This window comes from Candidatus Chlorohelix sp., assembly GCF_037138995.1.
In the GTDB taxonomy this organism is placed as follows: Bacteria; Chloroflexota; Chloroflexia; order Chloroheliales; family Chloroheliaceae; genus Chlorohelix.
The window spans coordinates 1-25,261 of sequence record NZ_JBAXHI010000034.1 but is presented as its reverse complement, the minus strand read 5'-3'; the positions used below and the strand labels follow the sequence as shown (position 1 = coordinate 25,261).

General features: G+C 46.5%; 22 protein-coding genes. 14 read left to right on the top strand and 8 right to left on the bottom strand.

Going from position 1 to position 25,261, the window contains the following annotated elements; genetic code table 11:
- Window positions 1-17: 17 nt before the first annotated feature.
- Both WCK19_RS14105 and aspS read left to right on the top strand, forming a co-directional pair.
- Window positions 18-2,471 (top strand): penicillin acylase family protein, encoded by a 2,454-nt coding sequence (locus WCK19_RS14105; protein WP_342398030.1) that lies wholly within the window; start codon window positions 18-20, stop codon window positions 2,469-2,471.
- 127 nt (window positions 2,472-2,598) lie between these two features.
- Window positions 2,599-4,392: an aspartate--tRNA ligase gene (gene aspS, locus WCK19_RS14100; RefSeq protein ID WP_342398029.1), complete on the top strand. Its 1,794-nt coding sequence runs from the start codon at window positions 2,599-2,601 to the stop codon at window positions 4,390-4,392.
- A gap of 70 nt (window positions 4,393-4,462) precedes the next feature.
- On the opposite strand, the gene WCK19_RS14095 is transcribed toward aspS, so the two are convergent.
- From WCK19_RS14095 to asnB, 3 genes are all read right to left on the bottom strand, one after another.
- A complete protein-coding gene (locus tag WCK19_RS14095) occupies window positions 4,463-5,359 on the bottom strand; it encodes an NAD+ synthase (RefSeq protein ID WP_342398028.1) in 897 nt (298 codons plus the stop codon).
- Between the two features lie 14 nt (window positions 5,360-5,373).
- Window positions 5,374-6,282 carry a nitrilase-related carbon-nitrogen hydrolase gene (locus WCK19_RS14090; RefSeq protein ID WP_342398027.1) on the bottom strand — a complete coding sequence of 303 codons (909 nt, stop codon included), beginning with the start codon at window positions 6,280-6,282 and terminating at the stop codon, window positions 5,374-5,376.
- Window positions 6,283-6,514: 232 nt separating this feature from the next.
- On the bottom strand, window positions 6,515-8,440 hold the full coding sequence (asnB, locus tag WCK19_RS14085; protein ID WP_342398026.1) for an asparagine synthase (glutamine-hydrolyzing): 1,926 nt from the start codon (window positions 8,438-8,440) through the stop codon (window positions 6,515-6,517).
- 575 nt (window positions 8,441-9,015) lie between these two features.
- On the opposite strand from asnB, the gene tatB reads away from it, so the two are divergent.
- From tatB to WCK19_RS14060, 5 genes are read left to right on the top strand one after another with little or no spacing between them, the layout of a single operon-like run.
- Window positions 9,016-9,648, top strand: a complete 633-nt coding sequence (gene tatB / locus WCK19_RS14080) for a Sec-independent protein translocase protein TatB (RefSeq protein ID WP_342398025.1) — start codon at window positions 9,016-9,018, stop codon at window positions 9,646-9,648.
- Between the two features lie 5 nt (window positions 9,649-9,653).
- Complete coding sequence (tatC, locus tag WCK19_RS14075) at window positions 9,654-10,487, top strand: twin-arginine translocase subunit TatC (RefSeq protein WP_342398024.1); 834 nt, start codon at window positions 9,654-9,656, stop codon at window positions 10,485-10,487.
- 14 nt (window positions 10,488-10,501) lie between these two features.
- Window positions 10,502-10,891, top strand: a complete 390-nt coding sequence (cdd, locus tag WCK19_RS14070; RefSeq protein ID WP_342398023.1) for a cytidine deaminase — start codon at window positions 10,502-10,504, stop codon at window positions 10,889-10,891.
- Between the two features lie 14 nt (window positions 10,892-10,905).
- Window positions 10,906-11,490 (top strand): inosine/xanthosine triphosphatase, encoded by a 585-nt coding sequence (locus WCK19_RS14065; protein ID WP_342398022.1) that lies wholly within the window; start codon window positions 10,906-10,908, stop codon window positions 11,488-11,490.
- Between the two features lie 3 nt (window positions 11,491-11,493).
- Window positions 11,494-11,766: a YggT family protein gene (locus tag WCK19_RS14060; protein WP_342398021.1), complete on the top strand. Its 273-nt coding sequence runs from the start codon at window positions 11,494-11,496 to the stop codon at window positions 11,764-11,766.
- A gap of 254 nt (window positions 11,767-12,020) precedes the next feature.
- Here WCK19_RS14060 and WCK19_RS14055 read toward each other — a convergent pair whose 3' ends face one another.
- On the bottom strand, window positions 12,021-13,037 hold the full coding sequence (locus WCK19_RS14055) for an SPFH domain-containing protein (protein ID WP_342398020.1): 1,017 nt from the start codon (window positions 13,035-13,037) through the stop codon (window positions 12,021-12,023).
- Window positions 13,038-13,221: 184 nt separating this feature from the next.
- Between WCK19_RS14055 and WCK19_RS14050 the strand changes: the two genes are divergently transcribed.
- Together WCK19_RS14050 and WCK19_RS14045 are read left to right on the top strand one after the other, a co-directional pair.
- Window positions 13,222-13,434 carry a hypothetical protein gene (locus WCK19_RS14050; protein WP_342398019.1) on the top strand — a complete coding sequence of 71 codons (213 nt, stop codon included), beginning with the start codon at window positions 13,222-13,224 and terminating at the stop codon, window positions 13,432-13,434.
- 64 nt (window positions 13,435-13,498) lie between these two features.
- Window positions 13,499-14,263, top strand: coding sequence for a glucose 1-dehydrogenase (locus tag WCK19_RS14045; RefSeq protein ID WP_342398018.1), 765 nt, complete (start codon window positions 13,499-13,501; stop codon window positions 14,261-14,263).
- A 56-nt stretch (window positions 14,264-14,319) separates the two neighbouring features.
- Here the strand turns inward: WCK19_RS14045 and WCK19_RS14040 are convergent, their stop codons facing one another.
- Window positions 14,320-15,666, bottom strand: coding sequence for a GH1 family beta-glucosidase (locus WCK19_RS14040; RefSeq protein ID WP_342398017.1), 1,347 nt, complete (start codon window positions 15,664-15,666; stop codon window positions 14,320-14,322).
- A gap of 197 nt (window positions 15,667-15,863) precedes the next feature.
- Between WCK19_RS14040 and WCK19_RS14035 the strand changes: the two genes are divergently transcribed.
- Window positions 15,864-16,202 (top strand): hypothetical protein, encoded by a 339-nt coding sequence (locus WCK19_RS14035; protein ID WP_342398016.1) that lies wholly within the window; start codon window positions 15,864-15,866, stop codon window positions 16,200-16,202.
- Between the two features lie 102 nt (window positions 16,203-16,304).
- Window positions 16,305-17,396 (top strand): tRNA 2-thiouridine(34) synthase MnmA, encoded by a 1,092-nt coding sequence (gene mnmA / locus WCK19_RS14030; RefSeq protein ID WP_342398015.1) that lies wholly within the window; start codon window positions 16,305-16,307, stop codon window positions 17,394-17,396.
- Between the two features lie 92 nt (window positions 17,397-17,488).
- Here mnmA and WCK19_RS14025 read toward each other — a convergent pair whose 3' ends face one another.
- Together WCK19_RS14025 and WCK19_RS14020 are read right to left on the bottom strand one after the other, a co-directional pair.
- Window positions 17,489-18,901 (bottom strand): FHA domain-containing protein, encoded by a 1,413-nt coding sequence (locus WCK19_RS14025; RefSeq protein ID WP_342398014.1) that lies wholly within the window; start codon window positions 18,899-18,901, stop codon window positions 17,489-17,491.
- Window positions 18,902-19,177: 276 nt separating this feature from the next.
- On the bottom strand, window positions 19,178-19,609 hold the full coding sequence (locus WCK19_RS14020; protein WP_342398013.1) for a hypothetical protein: 432 nt from the start codon (window positions 19,607-19,609) through the stop codon (window positions 19,178-19,180).
- Window positions 19,610-20,099: 490 nt separating this feature from the next.
- Here WCK19_RS14020 and WCK19_RS14015 point away from each other — a divergent pair, with 490 nt between their 5' ends.
- Genes WCK19_RS14015 through WCK19_RS14005 form a run of 3 tightly spaced genes read left to right on the top strand, consistent with a single transcriptional unit; the run spans window position 20,100 to window position 24,158 of the window.
- Window positions 20,100-22,394 (top strand): MMPL family transporter, encoded by a 2,295-nt coding sequence (locus tag WCK19_RS14015; protein WP_342398012.1) that lies wholly within the window; start codon window positions 20,100-20,102, stop codon window positions 22,392-22,394.
- 23 nt (window positions 22,395-22,417) lie between these two features.
- The gene (locus WCK19_RS14010) at window positions 22,418-23,596 is read left to right on the top strand and encodes a lipocalin-like domain-containing protein (protein WP_342398011.1); all 1,179 of its coding nucleotides are present in this window, start codon (window positions 22,418-22,420) and stop codon (window positions 23,594-23,596) included.
- Window positions 23,597-23,615: 19 nt separating this feature from the next.
- Window positions 23,616-24,158 (top strand): phosphoglycerate mutase family protein, encoded by a 543-nt coding sequence (locus WCK19_RS14005; RefSeq protein WP_342398010.1) that lies wholly within the window; start codon window positions 23,616-23,618, stop codon window positions 24,156-24,158.
- A gap of 104 nt (window positions 24,159-24,262) precedes the next feature.
- On the opposite strand, the gene WCK19_RS14000 is transcribed toward WCK19_RS14005, so the two are convergent.
- Window positions 24,263-24,487, bottom strand: coding sequence for a cold shock domain-containing protein (locus WCK19_RS14000; protein WP_341469600.1), 225 nt, complete (start codon window positions 24,485-24,487; stop codon window positions 24,263-24,265).
- Window positions 24,488-25,261 lie beyond the last annotated feature (774 nt).

Genomic DNA, 25,261 nt, shown 5'->3' with positions numbered 1-25,261 from the left:
GCATCAAGGAGAATATTATGGCAAAGCAACTTAAGCATGCTAAAGTCGCGCCTATCGCTCCAAAAAAGAAACGTAGCCTAGGAAGAAAGATTCTGCGTTTCTCGCTATTTGGTTTATTCTTGATAGTTGTACTAAGCATATTAGTAATTGCCATTTTATTTTATTGGCTTTTAATTCGACCACAACCAGAAACTAGCGCTACTCTAAAAATTCCCGGCTTAACCGCTGAAGTAAAAATAGTGCGTGATAAGTCGGGCGTACCCCATATTTATGCCAACAACCTGAGCGATCTTTTTATAGCGCAGGGTTATGTCACAGCCCAAGACCGCCTATGGCAACTTGAATTTAACCGCAGAGTCGGCAGTGGACGACTTTCCGAAGTTTTGGGCAGCGCCGCCCTTGAAAACGATAAATTTCTTCGTACTATCGGCTTAAAACGTGCTGCCGAACAAGAACTGTCGTTACTTGCCCCCGAAGCTCGAACAATCATGGAAAGCTACTCACAGGGTATCAATGCCTTTATTGACACCCATAAAGACAACCTCCCGATTGAGTTTACCCTGTTGGGCTTTACCCCCGAACCTTGGACTTCGCTCGATTCTATTACTTGGGGTAAGGTGATGGCTTATGACTTGGGCGGGAATTACACTAATGAAATACTCAGAGCGGCTTTGGTGGAAAAGCTAGGCGAAAAAGACGCTGCTCTGTTATTGCCTTTGAACGGCGCGGAAGGCACTCCTTTGATTGTCCCTAACGGGGTAAGCTATGTTGATATGGAAAAGAGTCTTGCGCTAGTTGATTTAAATAGCGCAGCTTCTGTTATCAGCAATGGTGATATGTCTGGGCAGGGTAGCAACAACTGGGTGGTAGGCGGTTCTAAAACCAGTACCGGCAAGCCAATGTTAGCAAACGACCCGCATCTGGGCATCCGCAACCCTTCAATCTGGTACGAAATTTCGTTGCATGGGGCAGGCTTTAACGTGGCAGGCGTCACCTTCCCCGGCGTTCCGGGCGTTGTAATTGGGCATAATGACCGGGTGGCATGGGGTGTTACCAATATTGGCGGCGATACTCAAGACCTTTTTATGGAGAAAATTAACCCTGCCAATGTCAACCAATACGAGTTTCAGGGCAAATTTGAGGATATGAGTCTTATCAAGGAAGAAATAAAGGTAAAAGGCAAAGCCACCGAGACTATCACAGTACGCCAGACCCGACATGGCCCAATTATGAACGATGTGGTGGATTCGATTAAAAATAGCCAATACCCGATGGCATTGCAATGGGTCGCCTTGCAAAAAAGCCCACTGGTAGATGCAATTTTCAAATACAACAGAGCCACTAACTGGAACGAGTTCCGGGATGGGTTAAAAGACTTCAATATTGCCGGGCAAAACTTTGTGTTTGCCGATGTGGATGGCAACATCGGTTATCAGCTTACCGGGTTGTGGCCCACCCGCGCCAAAGGTAATGGTCTCTTGCCTGTGCCGGGCTGGAGCGGCGAATATGAGTGGACAGGCTTTGTGCCGTTTGAGCAATTGCCTTCGGTTTACAACCCGCCCAGCGGCTTTATTGTAACGGCTAACCAGCGTCCCGCCAATATGAAGCCGGGCTTGAGTATCGGCGAAGAATTTGACCCCGGTTGGCGAGCGCAACGCATTACCGAACTATTACAGGCTAAAGAGAAACTCTCTTTGCAGGATTTAGGTGCTATCCAGTTTGATACTGTAACTTTACCCGGTAAAGAGTTCGCTAAGGTGGCGGGTAGCTTGCAAAGCAACGACTCGAAGCTGACAGAGCCGCTAAAGCGGTTGCGGGAGTGGGATGGAAATCTTACCGCCGATTCTGCTCCCGGTGCGCTGTACAAAGTTGCCTATCAGTATATGCTTGAAAACATGTTCAAAAACAAGCTGGGTGAATCTTACGAGCGTTATATCAGCGCTCAGGCTTTCCATGTTCCTCTCGTAATCGCATTGCTTAAAGACCCGCAGAATGCGTGGTGGGGTAATGGCGGACGTGATGCGATGCTTCTAAAATCGTTAGGGCAGGCAGTTGATTATCTTAACGGCAAGCTTGGCAACAACATCAATGATTGGAAATGGGGCAAGCTGCATACTTTGAGCTTTACCGAAACGCCTATCGGGGATGCCGCGCCTTTCCCGATTAATGCCATCCTGAATCTGCGTACCCTAGAGCGTGGAGGTGATGGCAACACCGTAAATGCTGCCAGCTATCGCTATGTTGAGCCTTACAAGCAATCTAGCGGCGCATCTTTCCGAGAGTTGATAAACCTAGCAGCTTTTGACGACTCGCTAATTACCAACACTATCGGGCAATCAGGACAACCTTTTAACAGCCACTACGGGGATAATATTGACGATTGGCAAGGCGGTAAATACCATCCTTTCCTGTTTAGTTCTTCCGCAGTGGACAAAAATAAAGAGGCAGTGTTGACCCTGCAACCGCGTTAGGAATTTCAACAAAGCGAATCAGAAAGGGCTGCCGCATCGGTAGCCTTTTTTTTCCTGCAAGGCTTGGTTCTTTCTGATATAATTTTGAGCTTGAAGCAATAAAAAAGATATAAATGAGGAGAATCCTGTGGCTAAAATCTATAGCTGTGGAGCGTTGAGAGCCGAAAACGCCGGAGAGCAAGTAACGGTGCGAGGCTGGTTGAATCGGCGGCGCGACCATGGCGGGCTTATCTTTATTGATTTACGAGACCGCAGCGGTTTGGTGCAGCTTAATTTTGACCCGCATATATCGGGTGAAGCGCATACCTTAGCCGGAGAAAGCCGCAATGAGTTTGTACTTGCAGCAACAGGAACGGTAGCGTTGCGACCCTCCGGCACTGAAAATTTGAATATTCCTACCGGGCAAATTGAAATATCTGTAACTCATCTTGAAATATTAAACCCTGCCAAACCGCTACCTTTTGAAATCAACGACCGTATCGAAGTTTCAGAACAGTTGCGCCTTAAATATCGCTACCTTGATTTGCGCCGCCCGCGTATGCAACGCAATATGATTTTGCGGCACAAAGTGGTCAAATATATGCGGGATTTTCTGGATGCACGCGGCTTTATTGAAATTGAAACCCCGATTCTGATTAAAAGCACCCCCGAAGGAGCGCGTGATTATTTAGTGCCAAGCCGGGTTCATCCTGGCAAATTCTATGCGCTACCCCAATCTCCGCAGCAACTAAAGCAATTGCTGATGGTGAGCGGTATGGAAAAGTATTTCCAGATTGCCCGCTGCTTCCGAGATGAAGATTTACGCGCCGATCGACAGCCGGAATTTACTCAACTTGACCTTGAAATGAGCTTTATTGAGCGCGAAGACCTTTTGCAACTTATAGAGCAATTATTTATCGAAATCGTGGAAAATGTAACGCCCGAAAAGAAGCTTAAATTCAAACCATTCGTGCGTATGAGCTACGATGAAGCAATGGATAAGTACGGCAGCGATAAGCCTGATATACGCTTCGGGCTTGAGTTCGTCAATATTAGCGAGTTGGTTAAGGATAGCGAATTTAAGGTCTTTAGCGGGGCTATAGCAGCAGGTGGACAGGTTAAGGGTATTTGTCTGCCCGGATGCAGCAGCTATTCCCGGCGTGAATTAGACGGTTTGGTAGATTATGTCAAGCAGTTTGGGGCAAAGGGACTGGCTTACTTGCAGTTAGAGCAGAATGGTGACGTGCTTTCGAGTAAATCGCCCAGCGCAAAGTTCTTTTCTTCTGAATTATTGAATACAATAGCCTCTCTTTTCCAAGCTAAAGCGGGTGACCTCTTGGTATTCGTTGCCGACCAACCGGAGGTGGTAGCAAATGCGCTAGGTCGTTTACGCGCTGAAATGGGCAAACGCCTAAACCTGACTGACCCCGATGAATTAGCTTTCGCATGGGTGCTGGAATTTCCGTTGTTGGAATGGAGACCGGAAGAAAACCGCTGGGATGCTGTGCATCATCCCTTTACTGCGCCAATTCCAGAAGACTTGCATTTACTAGATACCGACCCCGGCAAAGCCCGCGCCAACGCTTACGATATAGTTTGCAACGGCTACGAGACTGGAGGAGGCTCCATCAGAATACACCGCCGGGATGTGCAAAGCAAACTCTTTAAATTGCTCAACTACAACGATGAGCAGCAGCAAGAACGGTTTGGTCACTTGCTAAACGCTTTCGAGTATGGCGCACCCCCGCATGGCGGTATTGCCCCCGGCATTGACCGCTTAGTTATGTTGTTGGCGGGTGAAGATAATATTCGGGATGTAATGGCATTCCCCAAGACTCAAAGCGCCACTGACGAAATGACCGATGCGCCGAGCGAAGTTGACCAGAAACAACTTGATGACCTGCATCTAAAGTTGGTTCCGATAGAGCAGCCTCAGAAATAAATGATTAAGCCCTTCCTGAATATGGAGGGGCCTTTTTTTATTACTCAAAAACGTACTCATAAATAGGAAGCTAATAATCCACCGGGCGCAAATAATAATCGTTTATTGAAGTGCTGCTGAGCATCGCGGTGGTGGGCAGATGGCGTTTCCAGTGAGTACCATCCAGTTTGCCCTTCACCAAATCAACCTCGTTTGCGGGAAAGCCTGATTCTATAATGCGCTCTCGGTTGTAGCCGCGCAACAGCAAAGCTAGAATCTTATCGGCTTTGTGGTAGCTAATTCCGAAATCGCCCTCATCCGTTTGACCTTGTATCAGGTCAGCGCTGGCGGGTTTATCCACGATAACCGAAGGCACACCCATAAAACGGGCAAGCTCCCATACCTGCGTTTTGTAGAGGTCGCCAATCGGGTTGATAGGCGGCGAATCATCGGCATGCCACGTATAATAGCCGAACAACCGCTCGCTTTTGTTACCTGTACCTACCGGAAGGGCGCGATACCTTTCTGATTGGTCGAAGATGATAATCATACGCTGACGCGCCATTACGTTACCACGCCTACGCCCGCTGGCATCCGGTTCAAACGCGCCTAGATACCCGTCCACTGCCCCGGTTATCTCAATAGTGCGGGTTTCAATGTCGAGCGCATCAATCACCAGTTGGGCGTGTTCAAGGCTTTCGGGGTTGCTGGTACGGTAGGGCATACGAATTGCCACCACGTTTTTAGGTCCCAACGCCGCCGCGCAAAGGTAAGCCACCAACGCGCTATCCACCCCCCCTGAAAGCCCAATAATTGCCTTTTTGAAGTTGCGCCTACGAATAATCTCATCGCGGAGAAACGCTACCAGCCAATCGCGTATCAGTGCAGGGTTTACCTGAAGCAACCGCGAAGCTATTTCGTCTCCGATAGAAACGGGATGTTTGATAAGGCGAAATCTTTTGGTTTCTGGGCTAAATTTCTGGCTCATGGGTTATGTTCCTCTTAGTGACGCTCAATGGCGTTTAGTTCTGCAATCAAATCAGGCAAGCTGTTGAGTAAATCAGCCAGCAAGGGATTTTCCGCCCGCGCTACTACCATATCTCGTACATCTAGTTCTACCGATAGCAGGCATTCTTCGGCAACGGGTCCGTTCAAAATCACTTCACCAAAGGGGTTGGTTACGATAGAACCCCCGATAAAACCCTTGCCCCCTTCAAAACCCACTAGATTCGTCAAAACGGTATAAAGATTATGCTCCTCAGAAATATTTTTTACCAGTTCACGCCAACGTGTCAGGTTGCCGGGTTCATGCGTTTCAAAGTGACGCGCCGGGCTGGCATTGCCGACAAAAATTACCTGTGCGCCTTGTAAAGCCAGAATTGTGCTGGTGATGCTATGCCATACATCCTCACAAATCAAGATACCAAACTTGCCAAAGCGGGTATCAAAAGCTGCCACACGCCTGCCCCTGCTCACAAAACGCTCCTCGTCAAATACGCCATAGGTGGGCAAAAAAAACTTGCGGTGGTTGTGGATGATACCGGGCTTCCAAATGCCTTTTGATTGCCGTTCTGCGCCAAGCGTTAGATAAAGGGCGGAGTTAAAAAAAACGCCGTTTAATTCCTCATAATAGCCCAACGTAATATCTAGCAAGGGCGCATCCAACCCGCACCGCTTGATATATTCGCGTTGTAGGTCTTCAAATACCTGTTGCTGCTTTCGGGCAGATTCGCGCACGCCACCTTCCAGAAAATAGCCGTTCAAGGCAGTTTCAGGCATGGAAATTATATCCACTTCCAGATTATCAGCTTCAATTTGCGCGAAGATGTCGCCAATCCGGCTCAAGTTGTGATTATAATCTCCCTTTTTGGGATGGAACTGTGCTAACAGTGCTTTGAGCTTATCGGACATGGCGTAACCTTTCAAGATTCTAGTTAATGTCAAATATACATTAACTAGCATTATATGAGAAGAATCTGGTAATTTCAAGTCATTTGCGATGCTGTAATAGCGAGTGTAATGTAAAACTATTACACTTTTATTAGGTCAGTTTTATTCTTGGGTAGCAGTGGCGCAATCAATTTTATTATCATACTGTTTTCGGCTCAAATATAATGTTATAGGTTGGTGAATCTATACATTGTCACGCGGTAATATTCCATTGCTTCAACCAAATAGTCAGAGCTAACAGATTCCAGATAGAAATAAATGGCTCGTTTTCTTCATAATGGGATTTTTCCCCTCTTAGAAAAGGATATGCAAAAGACTCTACAGCCCGTCCATCAAACAGACCTAACCCGTTAAACGAAGACCGATTCAACTGAGACAAAGCATATTCATTGAGAATCCCCTCTAACCAAGCTTTACCGGGCGCAGCAAAAGGACGTTTGGGACGGTTTAGGACAAAATCGGGCAAAATATCTTTATAAGCTTCTCTTAAAAGAGCCTTTTGTTCTGTGCCTTTGAACTTACGGCTAACCCTTATAGTCAAAGCCATATCTACTATAGAATTATCCTGAAAAGGCACGCGCCCCTCTACTGAGGAAAGCATAGTCATGCGATCAATGCGTTGGTTAAAATGCTCTCGTACCCATAGTAATAAATCGGCAAAGGCAAACTGGTCGGCAGTGGAGGCTTCTTTTACAGGTTTAAGGGTTAAATCTAAAAACTCCTGTACGACACTATCTCGTTTTGAGGCTCCGGGAATGAGTTTTGCCAGACTGCTGGGCTTAAAATGGCTGTAATTTTGAAGGTATTTAATATAGTTGGGTTGCCGATACTTAAGATATAAATCTGTAACCTTTTTATGGAAAATGCTTGGAGGAAGCACAGAGCTTGCCAAGCGTAAGGGTTGGCGCAGAAAGGGTATTCGCTCGTATTTTTCTAAGGTGGTAGCTCCTAGATACCAAGGATAGCCTCCAAAAAGCTCATCGCTACCATCCCCGCTCAACAATACTTTAACTCCTTCTTCTTTTGCCAGTTTCGACATTGCATAAATTGACAGATAGGAAGGTTCCCAAACAGGCTCATCCAACGCAAATAGCAATTTTTCTAACAGTGGAATTAAAGTGGAATCATCTTTGATTAATACCTCGTGGTGTTGGGTTTTTAGTTTCAGCGCTACTTTTCTGGCGTAGAAGGAATCCCAGTTGTACATTTCCTCCATACGAGATTTACCGGTATCAAATCCTACAGAAAAGGTATGCAATGAATTCAGCTGCTTCCTTGAAGCAATGGCAGCAATTATGGTGGAATCCAATCCTCCGCTTAGCATAATACCCACCGGAACATCACTCATTAATTGAGCCTCTACTGCTCCATCAAGAGTTACCCGAATCTGTTCCGAAAGTTGCCGGTCATCTCGCAAATCTGGATTGGGAATAGAAAGAGTCGGCGACCAAAAAGAAATATCTTTCAGGGTACCCTCTTGAAGCGCCAAATAATGCCCCGGTAGGAGCTTTTTCACACCAGCAATTAGGCAGTAAGGAGAAGGCACATAACCGAGAGTTAGGTATAAATCGAGGGCTTCTTGATTAAGTTTGCGGATTATGTCTGGATGAGTCATCAGAGACTTTAATTCAGAAGAGAATATTAGCCTTTTTCCGTTCCAAAAATAATACAGCGGCTTTATACCCATACGGTCTCGCGCCAGCACCACCCTAGCATTGCGCCGGTCGTATATTGCCACAGCAAACATGCCATTCAAGTTCTTAAAGCAATCTAAGCCAAATTCCTCATAGGCATATAACAGAGTTTCAGTATCAGTGCGAGAGTGATACTGATAGGCTCGCTTTTCCAAATCAACTTTTAGCTCATTATGGTTATAAATTTCACCGTTATAGACCAGTACAATATCTCCGGTTCTGTTTTTCATCGGCATATGCCCTGCCAAACTAAGGTCAAGAATACTAAGACGCAGGGAACCCAATCCTATGGAAAGTTTGGAGGCATTTTCCAGAAAGATGCCGGCATCGTCCGGACCACGATGTGAAATCAACTGGCACATTTTTAATAGTATATCTTGATTAACCGATTTTTCCAGATCAATGATTCCGGCAATACCACACATATTTTAACCTTGATTATAAATTTTATAGGTTTTTGACTCTGCATATAATGTGTCAACATTTGAATAAAGCAAGGTTTTTTATGCTCCTATAAAAATTTCGTGATAACGTATGGAAGTCTAAGGATTGGAAAAAGGAAGGCTGAATACTCTGTGATAAAGTTAGGTTGGTGAACAAAACGAAACCGAAATGAGTATTCAGGATGAATAGTGTAACATTGTTAAGAGGAAAAATAAATGTGTAGATAATTGAGGGTGTGCCTATCTTGGAAGAGGTGAATTTTAATTTTGCCAAACATCTGAGGCTGCTTAACAATAGCAAAAATCTATTATAGCATGCTACCTCTGCATTACTAGGCACTCCCTAAATTCGTATCAGGGCTTTTTAGCATTTAACAATTTGAACTTGCACTTATCCCCGAAATTTTACTCTTTGCCTAGGGGTTGAATTCACCTATTGTCAAAAATATTATTCTCTGAAAAGCCCTGTATAAGCCGGTCATTCACTTGCGCTAATCCACTAAAAAGGTTATGCTAGTTTTTGCGTAACTGGGAATTTAGTGTAACTCTTAAGGCTTATGGATATTTTTGGCATCAATTTTCCAGAACTTTTTGTCATATTGATAGTTGCTACCATCATTTTCGGACCCGATAAACTGCCCGTAATTCTACGTACTATTGGCCAGTGGGTTGCACAATTACGAAAATTGTCCGAAGATGTACGCACCGAAGTATCCCGCGAATTGGATATTTCAGATTTCAAGGAAATTAAAAAAGACCTTAAAGAGGCGATGGATAACACCGCCAAAGAGTTAAGCGCGGCTACCAACACTCTTAAGGAAACCGCCCTAGAAGCCCGTGAGCAATATACCTCCTCGGTAGAAACTATTGCCACTGTCGCTAAATCCGCCACTTCTAACACTCCCCTAATAGAAGCGCAAGCCGCCGAACCGGGAAATTCTGAGCTAATCAAGCAAGTGGTGGAAGAAAGCCCTAGCCAGCCTGAACCTGTAATCGAGGTAAATTACAACTACCCTGAACCTGTGGTCATTAGTAGCGCCCCTATCGGGGTTTACGAGTTTGACGAAGCTAATTATAGCTGGCAAGACGCTCTTATGAATAACACGCCCGCCAAACCGCTTTGGCGTGGTCCTGAACATCTGAAACCGGAAACTGAAACCGCCCGTTCCGCAATCCATCAGGAAGCCTGAAATATATGCTGATGAACATTGTACAAACCGTTCGCAAATTGCGTTTACCGGGTCGAAAAGATAAATCAAAAAAGCCCAAAGTCCAAGCCGGGCAAATGACCTTTCTGGAGCATCTCGCCGAACTGCGGTCACGCCTGATTTGGGTCACTCTATCTGTAATGCTCGGAACGGGCGCAACCCTTTCCTTTTCGCACGACATAGTAGGTCTATTCATTGAGCTTGGCAAAGAAGCCAACCCCAAAATCAACTTTATCAATACCGAACTGGTGCATGGCTTCAGCGTTTATTTCTATGTTTCAATCTACGCCGGAATTTTGCTTTCCAGCCCGATAATTGTCTATCACCTGATAGCTTTCCTTGCCCCTGCCCTTGAACCCGAAACCGAACCCGGACAAATAGGTTACGAAAACGAAGTAAAGATGCTGAGAGGCATCAAAAGAGCTTTGATTGTTTCAATCCCGATGGTAGCGATTTTCTTCGTATCCGGCGTAGTTTTCTGCTACTATTTTGTTCTTCCACCTGCCATCAAATTTTTAACCACCTTCGGGGCAGACCAATTCACCCCTACCCTAACCGCTATGAGCTATATCACTACTGTAACTAAGGTGATGTTCTGGACGGGCGTGGTATTTGAAATCCCGATTGTGATGTACGCGCTGGCAAAAGCCCAAATCGTGAAGTGGAAATCATTCGTGAAATGGTGGAAATTTGCTATCGTCTTTTCGCTGGTTATCTCAGCCTTCATTAATCCTAGCCCCGACCCGGTTATGCAACTAATGATAGCAGGTCCTATTATGGGTCTATACCTGCTGGGAATTCTATTCGCCCGCTTCGCCTAAAGGAGTAATAGAGCGTGAATGACCTCATAGATGGGGCGCGAGCAGTGAGAGAGCATGCCTACGCTCCATATTCCGGCTTCAAAGTTGGAGCCGCCTTGCGTACCCGTAGCGGCAAAATCTTTTACGGGGTTAATGTGGAAAATATCTCGTATGGGCTGACCATTTGCGCCGAACGCAGCGCGGCGGTAGCTGCCGTCCTTGCAGGGGAATTAGAATGGGATAGCATCGCGGTGGTTGCCGATACCAAATTGCCTACAACCCCCTGTGGCGCATGCCGTCAGTTTCTAGCAGAATTTAACCATAACCTGAGCGTAATAGTTGCCAATTTGGATAAAGTTCATTACACTATCAGCCTGACGGAATTGCTCCCTCATGCCTTCAACACTGAAACAATAGACAGTTAAAAGCGTATAAATTTATGAATAATAAAATATTACTGGTAGCGGTAGGCTCCAGCAACCCTATCAAAATACGCGCAGTAGAAGAAACACTGGCACGCGCCATCGAAGACAAGCTCTTACCGGGAATTGATAATTTTATGGTGCGGAGCGTAGAAGTAGAAAGCGGCGTATCCGCGCAGCCTGTAGGGGACGAAGAAACTATGCAAGGCGCAATGACTCGTGCAGCCTCCGCGCTAGAAGCATGGCAAGACGCGCATTGGGGTATCGGGCTTGAGGGCGGCATTGTCCATCATAAGGTCGCCGGACTCGATAACGTGCTGACCAACGCATGGTGCGCCATACGTACCCGCGAAGGTGGCTTATCCTACGGAGGCGGGCTATTATTGCCGCTACCGCCCGCAATTATAAAAGACCTCGAAGCAGGTTTAGAATTGGGCGATGCCACCGACCGCCTTTTTAGCGTCAAAGATAGCAAACGCGCCGGTGGAGTGGTGGGCTACCTTAGCAAGGGGTTGGAAACACGCCAACAGTCTTATGAAAGTATCTTTACCTACGCGATGGTCAAGTTTTTAAATCCGGAATTATACGAATTACAGGGGTGAATCATGTCAGTCGTTTTTGGAATTGGGTTGGTGTTCTTATATTTTATCTGGGTTATGATGTTTGTCGCAATGATAATGTCTTGGATTGACCCAACCCGGCGTTTTGCCATTACACGCTTTGCCTACGATATAGTTGACCCGCTGGTAACGCCCATTCGCAAGATTATTCCGCCTATTGGAATGCTGGATATTTCTTTTATAATCGCCTTTATTCTGCTACGCATAGTCATCAACTTTGTGGCAAAAGCCGGAAACATAGTCAATTTGCCCTTCTAAAAATAAAAAAACAAGGGGCTTTATGTAGATTAACAATTAAAACCGTAAAACGAGGATTGGGATAAATCCACCAGATTTCACCATCCAACGCGGGCGCTTCGCGATGCGCCCCTACAAATCGGTTCTCATGAGATTTGGTTCGTAGGGGTGGTTCGCGAACCGCCCTTCGGAAATTTCACATATTTACGGATTAATTTCTTAAAGTTCATAAGCCCTTTGCTGACACTCCGAAATACCAATCACTCTTTGAAGATTTAGCCGGCAGGGGTGTTCTGGGAACGGGAAACGGCGTACCCCCCCGAATTATAGCCATCCATATCGCCCACATTCACGCCGGGCGGCGGCGGCGCAACTCTGCCGGATTGCCGAATAGCCTCGATATATCGCCATGTCAGATAATCGCTAACATTGGTCAAACCGAGCGTATCGCGGATAAGCCGCTCGTTTTGCGCCTCAATCTCGCGAATACGGCTATCGCTGGCAGCCTTAATCAAGCGAATCTGGGCTTCGGCGCGGGCTTGCCGTTCCGCATCCCACAATTGCAAGGCTTTCTCGTCCGGGCGCACATTTGAAATAGTCAGACTGGTAAGTTCCACGCCATACCCCCTGAAACGCGGGTCTTCCGGGCGAATACCGCGCTTTTTTCTATCATCTTCGCTCAAACCGCGCGTCTTTTCATTTACCAAAGAGGTAAGCGCTTGTGAAATGCGAGGCAACGGCGCAGGTACGGAAGGGTCGCGGGCGCGTTCTTGCTCAGAGCGATAAATCTCTTCGCGATAATTGATAGTATTAAAATAGTCCTGTAGAGTCGTCACCGCATCACGCTTGGCACGTTCTTTCCAGTTATCCACCGAAACTGCCGCTTTGTAAACATCATCTTCTGCAATCAGAATCTTATTCCAGAGGATAACGCGACGAGGGCGGCGAACCTCTGCTTCATCGCGCTTTATCATACGAGGGCGGTAGTGCGCCAACCGAAAAGTGATACTGATGTCAAGGTCAATCAGGGTCATATCACCGGTAAGCACATTATCAATCTGAAGAGTCTCTTCAAACTCTTTAAGCTCTACCATTTTGCTGATGCGGTCTAGCAAGGGAAAGAGGAAATGGCGACCCGGCGCAAGCACGCGGTTAAACTCGCCGTTGCGCTCGACAATCGCCACGCTGCCGTCTGGAACAATTCTAATGCCGCGAGAAAAAATGGTGTAAACTATCCCGCCGATTAACCCAATAAATAAAACAAAAAATAGAACCGGTAAGATCGTATCCATAAAAAGGGACTTCCTTCAAGCTTAAAGCATTGAGTCGGGTTGGCGTAATTATTAGTTACGTAAAGTTATATAATTCATTATAACAAATCAATGCAATAGCGCAATAATATTAATATACATATACCAAAATCAGGTATAATTATATTGAGGAAATAATCCTGCTATTGGAAGGAGTCCAGCCAGTATGAGCGAAAACAACACGCGCAATAACCTGAACCGGAAGCCTAATATTGAGCATGAATTGAGCGAGGAAGATTTAGACAAAGTGACGGGTGGGGTTTATATCGGTTTATTACAGCCCGGCATCTTCAAGAAATTTCCCGGCAGCCAAAATAACGCGGCGCAAGCTACAAAATCGGAAAATGACGGATATTCGCGCCAAAACAATAGCCTTTAAAACTGGAAATAGCTGACAATTGTGGTACTTTCAAATATTTTAAACTCTGCCAAAGGAGGCAATAATGAGACTTCAAGGAAAAGTTGCGGTAGTAACTGGAGCCGCTTCGGGTATGGGGTTAGCTATAGCAACCCTATTTGCGAGTGAAGGAGCTTCAGTTGTAGGAGGCGATTGGAACGAGCAACGGCTTAATGAGGCAGTCAAAAATATTCAAAGTACCGGAGGCGTTATTACAGGATTACATGGCAATATCGCGGATAAGGATTCGGCAGAAGGTCTGGTGGATTTGGCAATCAGCGCCTACGGTCGCCTTGACATACTGGTAAACAATGCCGGTGTAATGGATTATATGCAAGGCGTAGGCGAGCTATCAGATGACATCTGGCGGCGGGTTTTAAGCATTAATTTGGACGGTCCGATGTTTACTAGCCGCCGCGCTGTACAGCAAATGCTCAAACAGGGCGGTGGCTCTATCGTAAATGTTTCCTCAACAGCAGGTATTAGCGGAGGCGCAGCGGGTGCAGCCTATACAACTTCCAAGCATGGGTTGGTGGGGCTGACCCGCAGCACCGCATGGATGTATGCCACTAAGGGGATTCGCTGTAATGCCATTCTGCCGGGCGGTACCAAAACCAACATTGGCGAAACAATGCCGCAAGACCGGATAGACCCAACTGGAGCGCAGCGGGCTGGCGCGTTCGCGGCTCTGATACCAGCTTTTCTTGACCCGATTGACATAGCGAATCTGGCGCTTTTCCTTGCTTCGGATGAGTCGCGCTACATAAATGGCACAGTTATAACCGCTGACGGTGGCTGGAAAGCCGTCTAGAGGGTTTAATAAAATAAAGGGAAAAGGGGCGTGCAATGCGCCCCTCTTTTTGAAAATCACTCAACACTGTTCAAAGCAATAATTTCTTTGTACAGCAGTCCGCTATCCTTGACAATGCGCTTTTGGGTGTCATAATCCACGTAAACCAACCCGAACCGCTTGGTATAACCCCATGCCCATTCAAAGTTATCCATCAAGCTCCAGTAAAAATAGCCTTTAACCGGAACGCCCTGCTCAATCACCTTGCCAACCTCCGCTAAATAACCGCGCAAGTATTCCACTCGTTCGGTATCATGTACCCGGTCTTCCTCAAGTGTATCGGCGAAGGCAGCCCCGTTTTCGGTAATGTAGATTTTCGTGGGCTTATACTCCTTGCTAACTTCCAGCAAAAGTTCGCGGATGCCCTGCGGATACACCTCCCAATCCATATCGGTGTACTTAGCCTCTGGATTCTTGACAAATTGCAGATTCACAGGCGGAAATTCATCCCCATCTTTCACCAGATGCCGAATATAATAATTTACTCCCAGAAAATCAATCGGTGCAGCAATAACGGCGGCATCTTCCGGCTCGCGTTTGAGTTGCATCATGCCTAGAATAGGCTCCATTTCTTCCGGGTACGAACCCTTGAAAAGCGGGTGCAAAAACCAACGATTCATAAAAAGGTCGTGGCGGTTAGTAGCCTCACGCGCCGCGCTGCTATCATCGGCAGGCGTTCCTAGCGACAGGCTCAGGCTAATACCCACTTCCGCCTCCGGTTCGCTTCTTTCGCGCAAAACCGGAACCGCTAGACCATGCGCCAGCAACAAATTGTGTCCAACCTGAATCGCCTCCCCCAAATTCTTATGACCGGGCGCATGCTCGCCCAAGCCATAACCCAGTACCGCCGCCACCCACGGCTCGTTGAGCGTAATCCAATGCCTAACCCTGTCACCTAAACGGTCGGCAATAATTCCGGCATAATCCACAAAAGCCTGTACCGTATCGCGGTTCACCCAACCGCCCTTATCCTGCAAAGCTTGCGGCAAATCCCAGTGATAGAGAGTCACATAAGGGTCAATATCGTGGTCTAGCAACCAATCCACCAGCCTATCGTAGAAATCCAGCCCATCCTGATTAACTTTGCCTAGCCCGTCCGGCAAAATACGCGCCCATGCTATCGAAAAGCGGTATCCATGTAAACCTATTTTCTTCATAAGGCTTACATCTTCGCGCCACTTGAAGTAGTGATTGCAAGCAATATCTCCGGTTGAACCGTCTTTAATCTTGCCGGGAGCATGCGCGAAGGTATCCCAAATGCTCAACCCCTTGCCATCTACATCCCACGCGCCCTCAATCTGGTAGCTGGCAGTGGCAGCACCCCACACAAAATCATCGGGGAATTTAACCTGTTTTGTAGCCATAAATGACATCCTTCCTCAAAATTGACTGGTAGGTAAATTAAAGTATAACACTTTGAAAATGCCGATAGCAACCGGAATAGAAAATCTAGAAACTATTTGCCATGCTGAAAGGTAATAGCTATACTACCCTTGCTATAGTGGAGGAATGTTTAATTACAGGTACAACCTGTCGTTACAAAATCGAGGATTAGCAGCTTATGGCGAAAGAAATTATTCTATCAGTCAACAGTGACCCTAAAAGCCCCAAATACCTAATGTGGGCGTTGGATGAGATTGAGTGCGAGACAATGCGTCTTGCAATCGGTTCAGACGATGATTATTTTCCCCTGCTTACCACTCTTTCAGATTATAACGAAGATTTCGAGTGCTTGGGGGAACGCTTGCTCGGCTTGTGTCAAGAAACAATTGACCTTACGATAAAGCTGGAAGAACAGCATCGCGACCAGCCTTTTATCATCAAATTGTTAACAATGGTGGGTGGATTGGGCGCGTTGGCGCACGATTTTCACATGAATGTGTATGGATACGCAAATTAAAAGCCTTTAGCTAGGAAAAGCCAAAAAGGGCAGACAGTATGTTCAGCGCAGAGCATCAGAAAATGCGCTCAGTAAACAGGTAACTGGAAAGATAAATTAGCAGTGGCAACCGTAGTAGTAGCAATGAGCGGGGGAGTAGATAGCTCGCTCACCGCTGCCTTGCTGATAGAGCAAGGACATGAAGTTATCGGCATTAATATGAGGCTACACGGCAGTAGCAACGCTGAAGAAGAACAGAACTATTCTCTAAACAAGAGTTGTTGTTCCATCGTGGAATTGGAAGATGCTCGCCGGGTTTGCCAACAAATTGACGTACCTTTCTACGCTATGAATTTTGAGAAAGAGTTTCGTCAATCGGTTATAGAATATTTTGTAAAAGAATACCAGCGTGGGCGCACCCCCAACCCCTGTATCGCCTGTAATGCCTTCCTAAAGTTTCGCTTCCTGCTGGATAAAGCGTTGGCGTTGGGCGCGGATTATCTCGCTACCGGGCATTACGCCCGCAACGTTTTTGACCCTAATACCCAGCAATACAAGTTGTTGCGAGCGGTAGATGCCAGCAAGGATCAGAGCTACGTTTTATACATGCTCACCCAGAAGCAGTTAAGCCGCATCTTGTTTCCATTAGGCGAATATACCAAAACGCAAACCCGCCAAATGGCAGCACAGCGAGGGCTTGCTACTGCCGCAAAGCCGGAGAGTCAGGATATTTGCTTCGTGGCAGGCGGTGATTATCGCGATTACATAAAAAGTAGGCTGAGCGAGGGTGCAACTACCCCCGGTCCGATTATTAATCTGAGCGGGGAAGTAATCGGTCAGCATAACGGGCTACCCAATTACACCATCGGTCAACGCAAGGGCATCGGCATTTACGCCTCGAAACCCACGTATGTTTTAAAGGTTGTGAAAGAATCCAACACGCTGGTAGTTGGTGACGACCGCGACTTGTTTCAACGCGAGTTTGAGGTGGAAAATGTTAACTGGATTAACGGCGAGTGGAGCGAACAACCCGTTCCTGCCACCGTTAAGATTCGCTACAAGGCGCGGGAAGCCTCCGGTACGGTACAATTGCTGGATTCGGTAACGAGAAAAGCTCGCCTCATGCTAGATAGCCCCCAACGCGCCATTACTCCCGGTCAGGCAGCAGTGTTTTATCAAGGCGATGAGGTATTGGGCGGGGGCGTTATCTGCTAAACAATGGGGTTTTGGAAGGCTCTTTCTGTATAGGAAAACTTTCAGACAAAGAACTTAAACCCCTTGTTTTTATTCCAAGCGTAATATGTTCTTTACATTCCTAATAACAAGATGCGGGCGCGGACTAACTCTGCAAGGCGCGATTCAGCCTCAGTCCTCAGTTGCGGACTATAAGCTGTACGCAACCGGTCTTCCCAGAAGCGGCGCATAACTTCACTCTGCGACTCTATTTGCTGGGGCGTTATAGTAAAAGCCGGATTCAAACCGAGAACATTAAGCGCCCAAAAACGTTCTTGCGGGGAAATGGCGGGTCGCCATTGTGGCGCTGTCACCACCGGACGAGCCACCTGCTGCGGGTTGATATAGGTAATATCCACGTCACCCAGCTTTACCAAATCGCCATTATATAAATCAACCTGTTCGCCGGGAGCAAGTCGCCTACTGTTCAGTAATGTGCCATTCGCGCTACCCATATCCAACAGCTTACTAACACCACTCTGGGTTATGATACGGGCGTGGTGGCGTGACACCTTCCCGTTCAAAATCATTATGGTGTTATCTTCTTGCCTACCGATGGAAATTAGCTGCTCCTTGATTTCATAATCCGTTACTGGTACGCCCTCGCCTTTCAAAAGCAGCCTAGAATTAAAGATTCTTTTTAATACCTTAGTAGGCACATCCTCTTCATTAACCGGGTTGTGACCACCTCCGGGCGCAGAACCCAAAGTGGGAATTGCTCCGGCAAGGTTGCCGCGTTTGGTAGGAGCTTCCTCAAGCATATTAACTGGGGAGGTAGGTTGAAGTAAGCGTTTCTTGAAGCGGTCACTAATATCATCATAGTACAACTTAGCCAGCAAATGCTGAGGTTCAAGCCGCACCACCTCGCCGAAATCGTTGCACGCTTGTTCAAGCTCATCCAACAACATGTGCAAAACCCCCTTGTGAAAAAATACTTCCACGCATTGAGGGTTTATCCGCAAAGCCGCTTCCCATTCTTGTATTGCATCGTCCGCTTGACCGCGCCGCGCTAGGTTATACCCCCGATTTACGAAATCATATAGCTTGGCATTCGAACTACCAAAGGGAGGTGCAGGCAAATCGAGGAAGAAAATCGGGATAGAACCGGAGGGCAATTTTCCGCCTAGCGCAAGGCTCAAGGTTATCAAAAGCTGCCTTAACGTTAATTGCCCCAAACCGACATCGGTTACGCCTGCGGTAGAGGCTTCCGCCTTTACTACACACTTGTTTTCACCGGAAGACTCAAGGTTAAACTTGAAGCGAAACTGGCTTGGCGTGCTGACAGGGACAGCGGTTGTTTGAGCGGTATTGACGGGCATGGTTTTGACTTTGATTTCGCCCTTATCGGCGTTATGCTCTTCCAACGACAGCCCAACCGAAAGCAAAGGCTCAACCCGTACATGTAAAATGGGTAAGAGACCTAGCAGGGTGTTATAACACTCTGAACGGGAATAGCTATATATTTTTTGGTCTCGCGATATAGCCATTTCTACATTTCTTTCAAGTTCGCTAATTAATACATCGAGATTGTAAATTTAGCAAACGTTCTAGTACAACTATTATACACTGTAAATTTTATTTGCAGAAATTAGCTGGAAAGCACAGGGCTGTTGCAAATTCGGAAATGGGGAGTCGCAAGGTTAGCGGAAGCAATACGCCCTAAAAACGTTTCTTGCAACCGCCCTAGGAAATCTTAAGACAAATGATTGGCAATTATAAAAAAAGTGGGAGTGACGCAATTTAATTAGCTAAGCCTTTCAGGGCTACAGGAAGAACAACAAGCGAGAACGCATAGAACGGGTGGCTTTACGCTTAATATTCACGCATTTCTGAAAGTGAAATTCTTCTACCAGAGTGGCAATGTTACAATCGTTTGCCCATTCTTGTAACACGTTCGATAGGTACTCTTCGGTAGGTTTACCGCTGGCTTTTTCTATAACCGCTAAGTGTGGCGCGATTTTCGGATATTCGGAAGTGCAAGACACCTTTAACAAATAATCCGGGCAATCACGCGGTTCTATCTCGAAATTAACCGCTTTTTGATAGACCTCAAGCTTGGTTATTTTATGCCCGCCATCCCCCAACGCATTTATCTCAAAATAAATAAACTGCTCATCATCTCTAAAATCGGCGGAAGCGCTTCTATACCGTTTATAGTCTTTAAAAGAACCATTTCTATCAACACACCCTATCATAATTTTTACCCCAGTTTTTTACCCAACTCTATTTTGGTAGCACAATATACCGACCATTCTATATGGCAGAGCAGTTGCAAAGTTGGGAATGGGTGGAAGGATGCCCTAGTTATAACCCCAAAACGCCTCTTGCAATTGACCTAGCTTGAATGGTTATATAAAGATTAACGCTTAGATTAAATAAGAGCGATTTGCCTATTGCAAAGGGATAAAGCCATTTATCGAGAATAATATCTGCTGTTTTTTCCTATTTACCCTTTTACAAAGTCTTAAAAGCTCTCAAGTTAATACCCTGTATCTAAATGCCAAATGTAGAATCTAAATATATTTATTAATATTATAGCCAGTATCTAATTATTTGTTTATTACAGTTTTGTAGGGTGGAAAATATCATACATTCTCTGAATATTCACAAGATTAAATCTCGTAGAGTGGTATAATATTTGTCTAAGTATTTGGTGGAAAAATGCAAAATATGGAATAAAACACAATGTACTATAGATTTGGCAAATTTATATACAGAAATCGCTGGTGGTTTGTGGGGTTTTGGTTGGTGGTAGTTGCCGCCTCTTTACCCTTTACCGCTAGAGTTATCGAACCTCTTAAAATTGGCGGGTTTTCAGACCCTACCACCGAAAGCGCCCGCAGCGCACAATTGCTGGCAGACAAGTTAAATTACAGCGCCAGCAGCATCATTCTGATGTTTGAAAGCGACACTCTCAACGCCAAAGACCCACGCTTCATCCAAGAAGCGCAGTTCGCTGTTTCCGAGCTTAAACAGAAATTCAGCCTACCAATTGACCTAATAGATTTCGTATCCAATCCGCGCCAAATTTCCAATGATGGCAAAACTGCTTATATTTTGGTGCAGGTGAGTTCGGATGGAGAAGCCGCCGCCAAAGCACTACCCGAATTTATGAATGTGCTTAAGCAACCGCCGACCCTGAAAATGCAGATTGGCGGCGGACCTGCCTATTATGCCGATGTTGAAAAGGTGAGCCAGAGCGACCTCTATCGCGCCGAAGTTGTGGCTATCCCCATAGCAATACTGGCGTTGCTCTTTGTTTTCGGGTCGGTAGTAGCTGCCGCGCTGCCGGTTCTAGTTGGGGGTATGGGCGTAGTGGTGATTCTGGCATCGCTGTTCGGGTTGGCGAACCTCACCGAGCTTTCAATCTTTACCCTAAATCTGGCAACCCTTTTAGGGTTAGGCTTAGGGTTGGATTACGCCCTATTCCTGACCAGTCGTTTCCGAGAAGAGATTTTTCGGGGCAGAAGCGCCGAAGAAGCAGTTGCTATTGCCCTTGCTACCGCCGGGCAAGCGGTTACTTATAGCGGTTTGACCGTTCTAATCGGCTTGTGCGCCCTGTTCGTGTTTCGCATCAACCTGTTGGTTTCGGTGGCTATCGGTGGGATAGTGGTGGTATTTGTCTCGGTTATGGCGGCAATCACGCTGCTCCCCGCAATCCTCGCCATCATTGGAACGCGCATAAATGCCCTTCCGGTATCAGGACTGGCGAAACGAGGGCGAAATCTAGATGAACGCTCCGGTTTCTGGGCTAAGTTATCGCGGTTGGTAATGCGCCGCCCTATCCTAATTTTTGTAGCAACCCTTAGCGGTTTGCTGATACTGGGCATACCGTTCTTGAGCGTAATTTTTAACAGCCCTGACCCTTCTATTTTGCCTGATAGCGTTCAAAGCCGCCAAGTATTTGATACGTTACGAAAGGATTTTAACGAGAACGAGGCGAACCCAATTCTGATTACTGTGCAAACGCCAAAGGGCAATATTCTTGAGCCGGGTAATATTTACTACCTTTACGAGTTTGCCAACTTGATAAAGCAAGACCTTCGCGTTGACCGAGTGGATAGCATTGTCACAATTGAACCGCGCCTGAATCGCGACCAATACCAGATTATCTACGCCAATGTGAACGCAATTCGCGATACCTTTCTGCGAGATTATGCCGCCCAATTTGCAAAGGGCGATACCACGCTGATTTTGGTTTACAGCAAATTCTCTTCCAATTCGCCGGAAAGCCGCGCCTTAGTCGAGAAAATTCGCAATAGCCAAATCGGTAACGGGATGAGCGTCATGGTGTCCGGCTCTACGGCGGGTGTAATTGACGTGGTAAACAGCTTGTACGGGGCTTTTCCTTACGCCGCTCTATTCATTGTATTTGCCACCTATACGGCGTTGGTAATACTTTTCCGCTCGGTGTTACTACCGCTCAAAGCTATCGTTATGAACGCGCTGAGCATTGTCGCCAGCTACGGGATGTTGGTGTTTGTCTTTCAAGAAGGGAATTTTAGCAATATCCTGAATTTCAAGCCTCTCAACTTCATCGAGCCGACTATCCCCATAATCATGTTCTGCGTTCTGTTCGGGCTTTCAATGGACTACGAAGTATTTTTGCTTAGTCGCATCAAAGAAAGCTGGGAAAACACCGGAGATAACGCTGCCAGTGTTGCGCTTGGGATGCAACGCAGCGGGAAGATTATAACCAGCGCCGCCCTGATTGTGGTATTGGTATCACTTTCCTTTGTCACCGCGGATATGGTTTTGGTGAAGATGTTGGGGTTGGGAGTTGCCATAGCGGTTGGCGTAGATGCTACAATAGTAAGAGCGTTATTGGTTCCGGCTACAATGCAATTGCTGGGAAAATGGAACTGGTACGCCCCAAAATGGCTACTAAAATTCCTACCACAGGCAAAACTCGAATCGGTAGATTTCGAGCCTGTTCCCGGCAACACGACACAGCAAGAGAAATTGCCATTGGTTAAGTAGTAGATTATTCAAACGGATATATAATGAAAACCCTAAAATATAAAATCGCTCTATTCTTAGTTCTAGTTATGTCAAGTTTATTGCTGGTAGCGTGTGGAGATAACGCCCCTACCAAAGAAGCCTTCCCAAGCCCTTCCACCAATGCCAAAGCCTCCGAGATTCCGGTTGGTACGCCCGGACCCGTTCCCGGTACGGTGGTAAAGTTCCCCGAAGATGAAGCCCCCCACAATGTGCTGACCGAATGGTGGTACTACACCGGACGTATTAAAACCGCCGATGGGCAGCAATACGGGGTGGAGTTCGTAATCTTTCAGGGGCTGCGCTCCAACTTTCCGGCAGCTTACGCTTCTCACTTTGCTATTACAAATGTGCAATCCGGCGCATTCAAATATGAGCAGCGCATCAGCATTTCAGACTCCTTTAAGGCGGGTGGTAGCGAAGGCTTCAACCTTAAAGTTAATGCCGCGCAAAAAGCCGATTGGACGATGCAAGGGATAGGCGGGAAAGACAGCCTGAAAGCCGCGATGGATGATGGCAGCTACGCTATAGACCTGACCGTAAACGATACGAAGGGAATAGCGTTACACGGCGGGGGGCAATTTTCTTACGGACCGGCGGGCGCATCCTACTATTATTCGCGCCCCCGCATGTCAGTAAGCGGCACAATCAGCGTGGGCGGTACGGCAAAGCAAATTTCAAGCGGGCAAATGTGGTTTGATAAGCAGTGGGGTAATTTTTTGCCGTTGGCGGGAGGTTGGGATTGGTTTAGCGCACAACTAAACGATGGCAGCGAGCTTATGTTCTACAATCTACGCGACAAGAATAATAATCTGATTCAAGTATTTGGAACTTATGTCCCGCCTTGCAAGGACGCATGCACGCCCAACCAACCGCACAAAATTTACGACCTTGAAACCAGCGACCTGACCATTAAAGCTAATGGAGAATGGGTAAGCAATGCTACGGGAGTAAAATGGCCCAGCGGTTGGGCTATCACCGTGAAGGAAAAGCCCGGTATCCCCGCTATGACTCTTAATTACAAGCCGGTTCTCCCGAATCAGGAACTTGACACCCGCAAAACTACTGCGGTAGTCTATTGGGAAGGCGACACCGATATAAGCGGTACGAAGGACGGCAAACCCATTACCGGTTCTGGCTATGTTGAACTTACCGGCTACGATATAGGCGCAAACAATAAATAATTAATAACGAGGTATTATTTTGCTGAAGTATATTTATTACCACAGACACGGACAAACTAGCATTTCGGCAGTTAACGGCTCTTACGGCAATAATCAATATCGGGTTATGCTGACCGAGCGCGGAATACAGGAGTCGCTGATGTTGGGGCAAGGGTTGGCGCAACATGCCCCGTTCGGGCTTTACCTTACCTCTCCTCTGCCGCGTGCGGTTCAAACTGCCACGCTGGTAAGCCGCCAAATTGGGCAAGTTGAAATTAAAGGCGAACCGTCTCTGAGCGAGCCTATCAATGAGCAACCGCGTGAGGTTTGGAAGCGCGTAACCAAGTTGGCAGAAGAATTATTAAAAAGCCCTTACCAGAAAGCGCTGCTTTCCACGCATGGCTATATCTTCTATTGCCTTACTACCTATTTCAAGGGCATGGATTTGGGAGAACTAAAGCATTTCGTCAATCCCCCTACGGGGGCTTTTGCGTGGGTAGCGCTGGAAAACGGCAAAGTGGTAGAAGCTAACTGGGAGTGCAAAGAGCATCTGGAAATGCGCGAACGCTTGCCCATACTATAATATAAAAGCAAAAGAAGCGTGGTTTCCCACGCCTCTTGCCATATTTAAATGGAATGTTCTTAAAATCCCGCAACTGCTTTCAACACCAGCCTAGCTAGCACGAATTAGGTTAACTGGGTTTGCCTCGAAGGTAGGGATACGCTGACCGCCTGAGGACCTTTGCCGGAGTTCTCAATATCAAACTCGACTTCCTGACCCTCAGTTAAGGTCTTAAACCCTTCCATTTGGATAGCGGAAAAGTGAACAAACACGTCTTCGAGACCGGGGCGTTCAATAAATCCATAACCCTTGGCATCATTAAACCACTTAACCTTACCTGTTGTTCTCACCGGAGACTTCCTCCCTTTCTTACATCTGTGTACTACGTGCTAGATCTGGTACAGCACGATCGGGTACAGCAACTACTATTAACGCATAGATGTTTGTAGCCGGAAGCTAAAGCCCTACCCATGTCAAGTTTCTAGGCAAACAAAAACCAATACCAACCTCTTTTTCGTGCTAATATTGCCACGATAATGGAGGGAATTCGTAGTGAATTTTTGCGGTTTGTAAACTTGCAGACGTGGTAGCCCTTAAGGGTGTTGCCTTAACTCATAGCTCATGCATCTATAGATGATATTATCATATTTTGAGTTCGATTGTCAAATATTTATCAAACTTATTTTAAACATGTACAATATTTTACCTTTATTAATCTTTATTTACCAACTTGAGTTACGATATAATTATTCCTAAATTTCGCTGTTCCTTTTATTTATTTTATATAGATTTCACATCGGTTGTATAGTATGGATAATTGCGTGAAAGAACTTTGTCGTATGGATAATATGGTAAGAGAACTTCTAAATCTCTCGCTGCTGAAATATGGGTTGGATCTTTCGATAGTGTGTATGATAGCGGAGTTTCATGTAACATCGCCAGCACACCCAGCGGATCCGTTGCTTCTTTAAAACGGTTCTCAAAGGGGCGCAAGGTGATTTTGTATGGGCGCATCGCGCAAATCTCATGGGGTTGAGGCAACGGAGGAAGGGCGACTCAAGCGTCGCCTCATAAGCATCAAGCTAAGGGAAAAGAGAGGGAAACAAAGAAGTTAGCGAAAAATG

Bases quoted from the DNA above. Each gene is read 5' to 3' on its own strand.
- WCK19_RS14105 (WP_342398030.1), top strand. From the start codon at position 18: ATGGCAAAGCAACTTAAGCATGCTAAAGTCGCGCCTATCGCTCCAAAA.
- WCK19_RS14095 (WP_342398028.1), bottom strand. From the start codon at position 5,359: ATGAGCCAGAAATTTAGCCCAGAAACCAAAAGATTTCGCCTTATCAAA.
- WCK19_RS14090 (WP_342398027.1), bottom strand. From the start codon at position 6,282: ATGTCCGATAAGCTCAAAGCACTGTTAGCACAGTTCCATCCCAAAAAG.
- asnB (WP_342398026.1), bottom strand. From the start codon at position 8,440: ATGTGTGGTATTGCCGGAATCATTGATCTGGAAAAATCGGTTAATCAA.
- tatB (WP_342398025.1), top strand. From the start codon at position 9,016: ATGGATATTTTTGGCATCAATTTTCCAGAACTTTTTGTCATATTGATA.
- tatC (WP_342398024.1), top strand. From the start codon at position 9,654: ATGCTGATGAACATTGTACAAACCGTTCGCAAATTGCGTTTACCGGGT.
- WCK19_RS14065 (WP_342398022.1), top strand. From the start codon at position 10,906: ATGAATAATAAAATATTACTGGTAGCGGTAGGCTCCAGCAACCCTATC.
- WCK19_RS14060 (WP_342398021.1), top strand. From the start codon at position 11,494: ATGTCAGTCGTTTTTGGAATTGGGTTGGTGTTCTTATATTTTATCTGG.
- WCK19_RS14055 (WP_342398020.1), bottom strand. From the start codon at position 13,037: ATGGATACGATCTTACCGGTTCTATTTTTTGTTTTATTTATTGGGTTA.
- WCK19_RS14050 (WP_342398019.1), top strand. From the start codon at position 13,222: ATGAGCGAAAACAACACGCGCAATAACCTGAACCGGAAGCCTAATATT.
- WCK19_RS14045 (WP_342398018.1), top strand. From the start codon at position 13,499: ATGAGACTTCAAGGAAAAGTTGCGGTAGTAACTGGAGCCGCTTCGGGT.
- WCK19_RS14040 (WP_342398017.1), bottom strand. From the start codon at position 15,666: ATGGCTACAAAACAGGTTAAATTCCCCGATGATTTTGTGTGGGGTGCT.
- WCK19_RS14035 (WP_342398016.1), top strand. From the start codon at position 15,864: ATGGCGAAAGAAATTATTCTATCAGTCAACAGTGACCCTAAAAGCCCC.
- WCK19_RS14025 (WP_342398014.1), bottom strand. From the start codon at position 18,901: ATGGCTATATCGCGAGACCAAAAAATATATAGCTATTCCCGTTCAGAG.
- WCK19_RS14020 (WP_342398013.1), bottom strand. From the start codon at position 19,609: ATGATAGGGTGTGTTGATAGAAATGGTTCTTTTAAAGACTATAAACGG.
- WCK19_RS14015 (WP_342398012.1), top strand. From the start codon at position 20,100: ATGTACTATAGATTTGGCAAATTTATATACAGAAATCGCTGGTGGTTT.
- WCK19_RS14010 (WP_342398011.1), top strand. From the start codon at position 22,418: ATGAAAACCCTAAAATATAAAATCGCTCTATTCTTAGTTCTAGTTATG.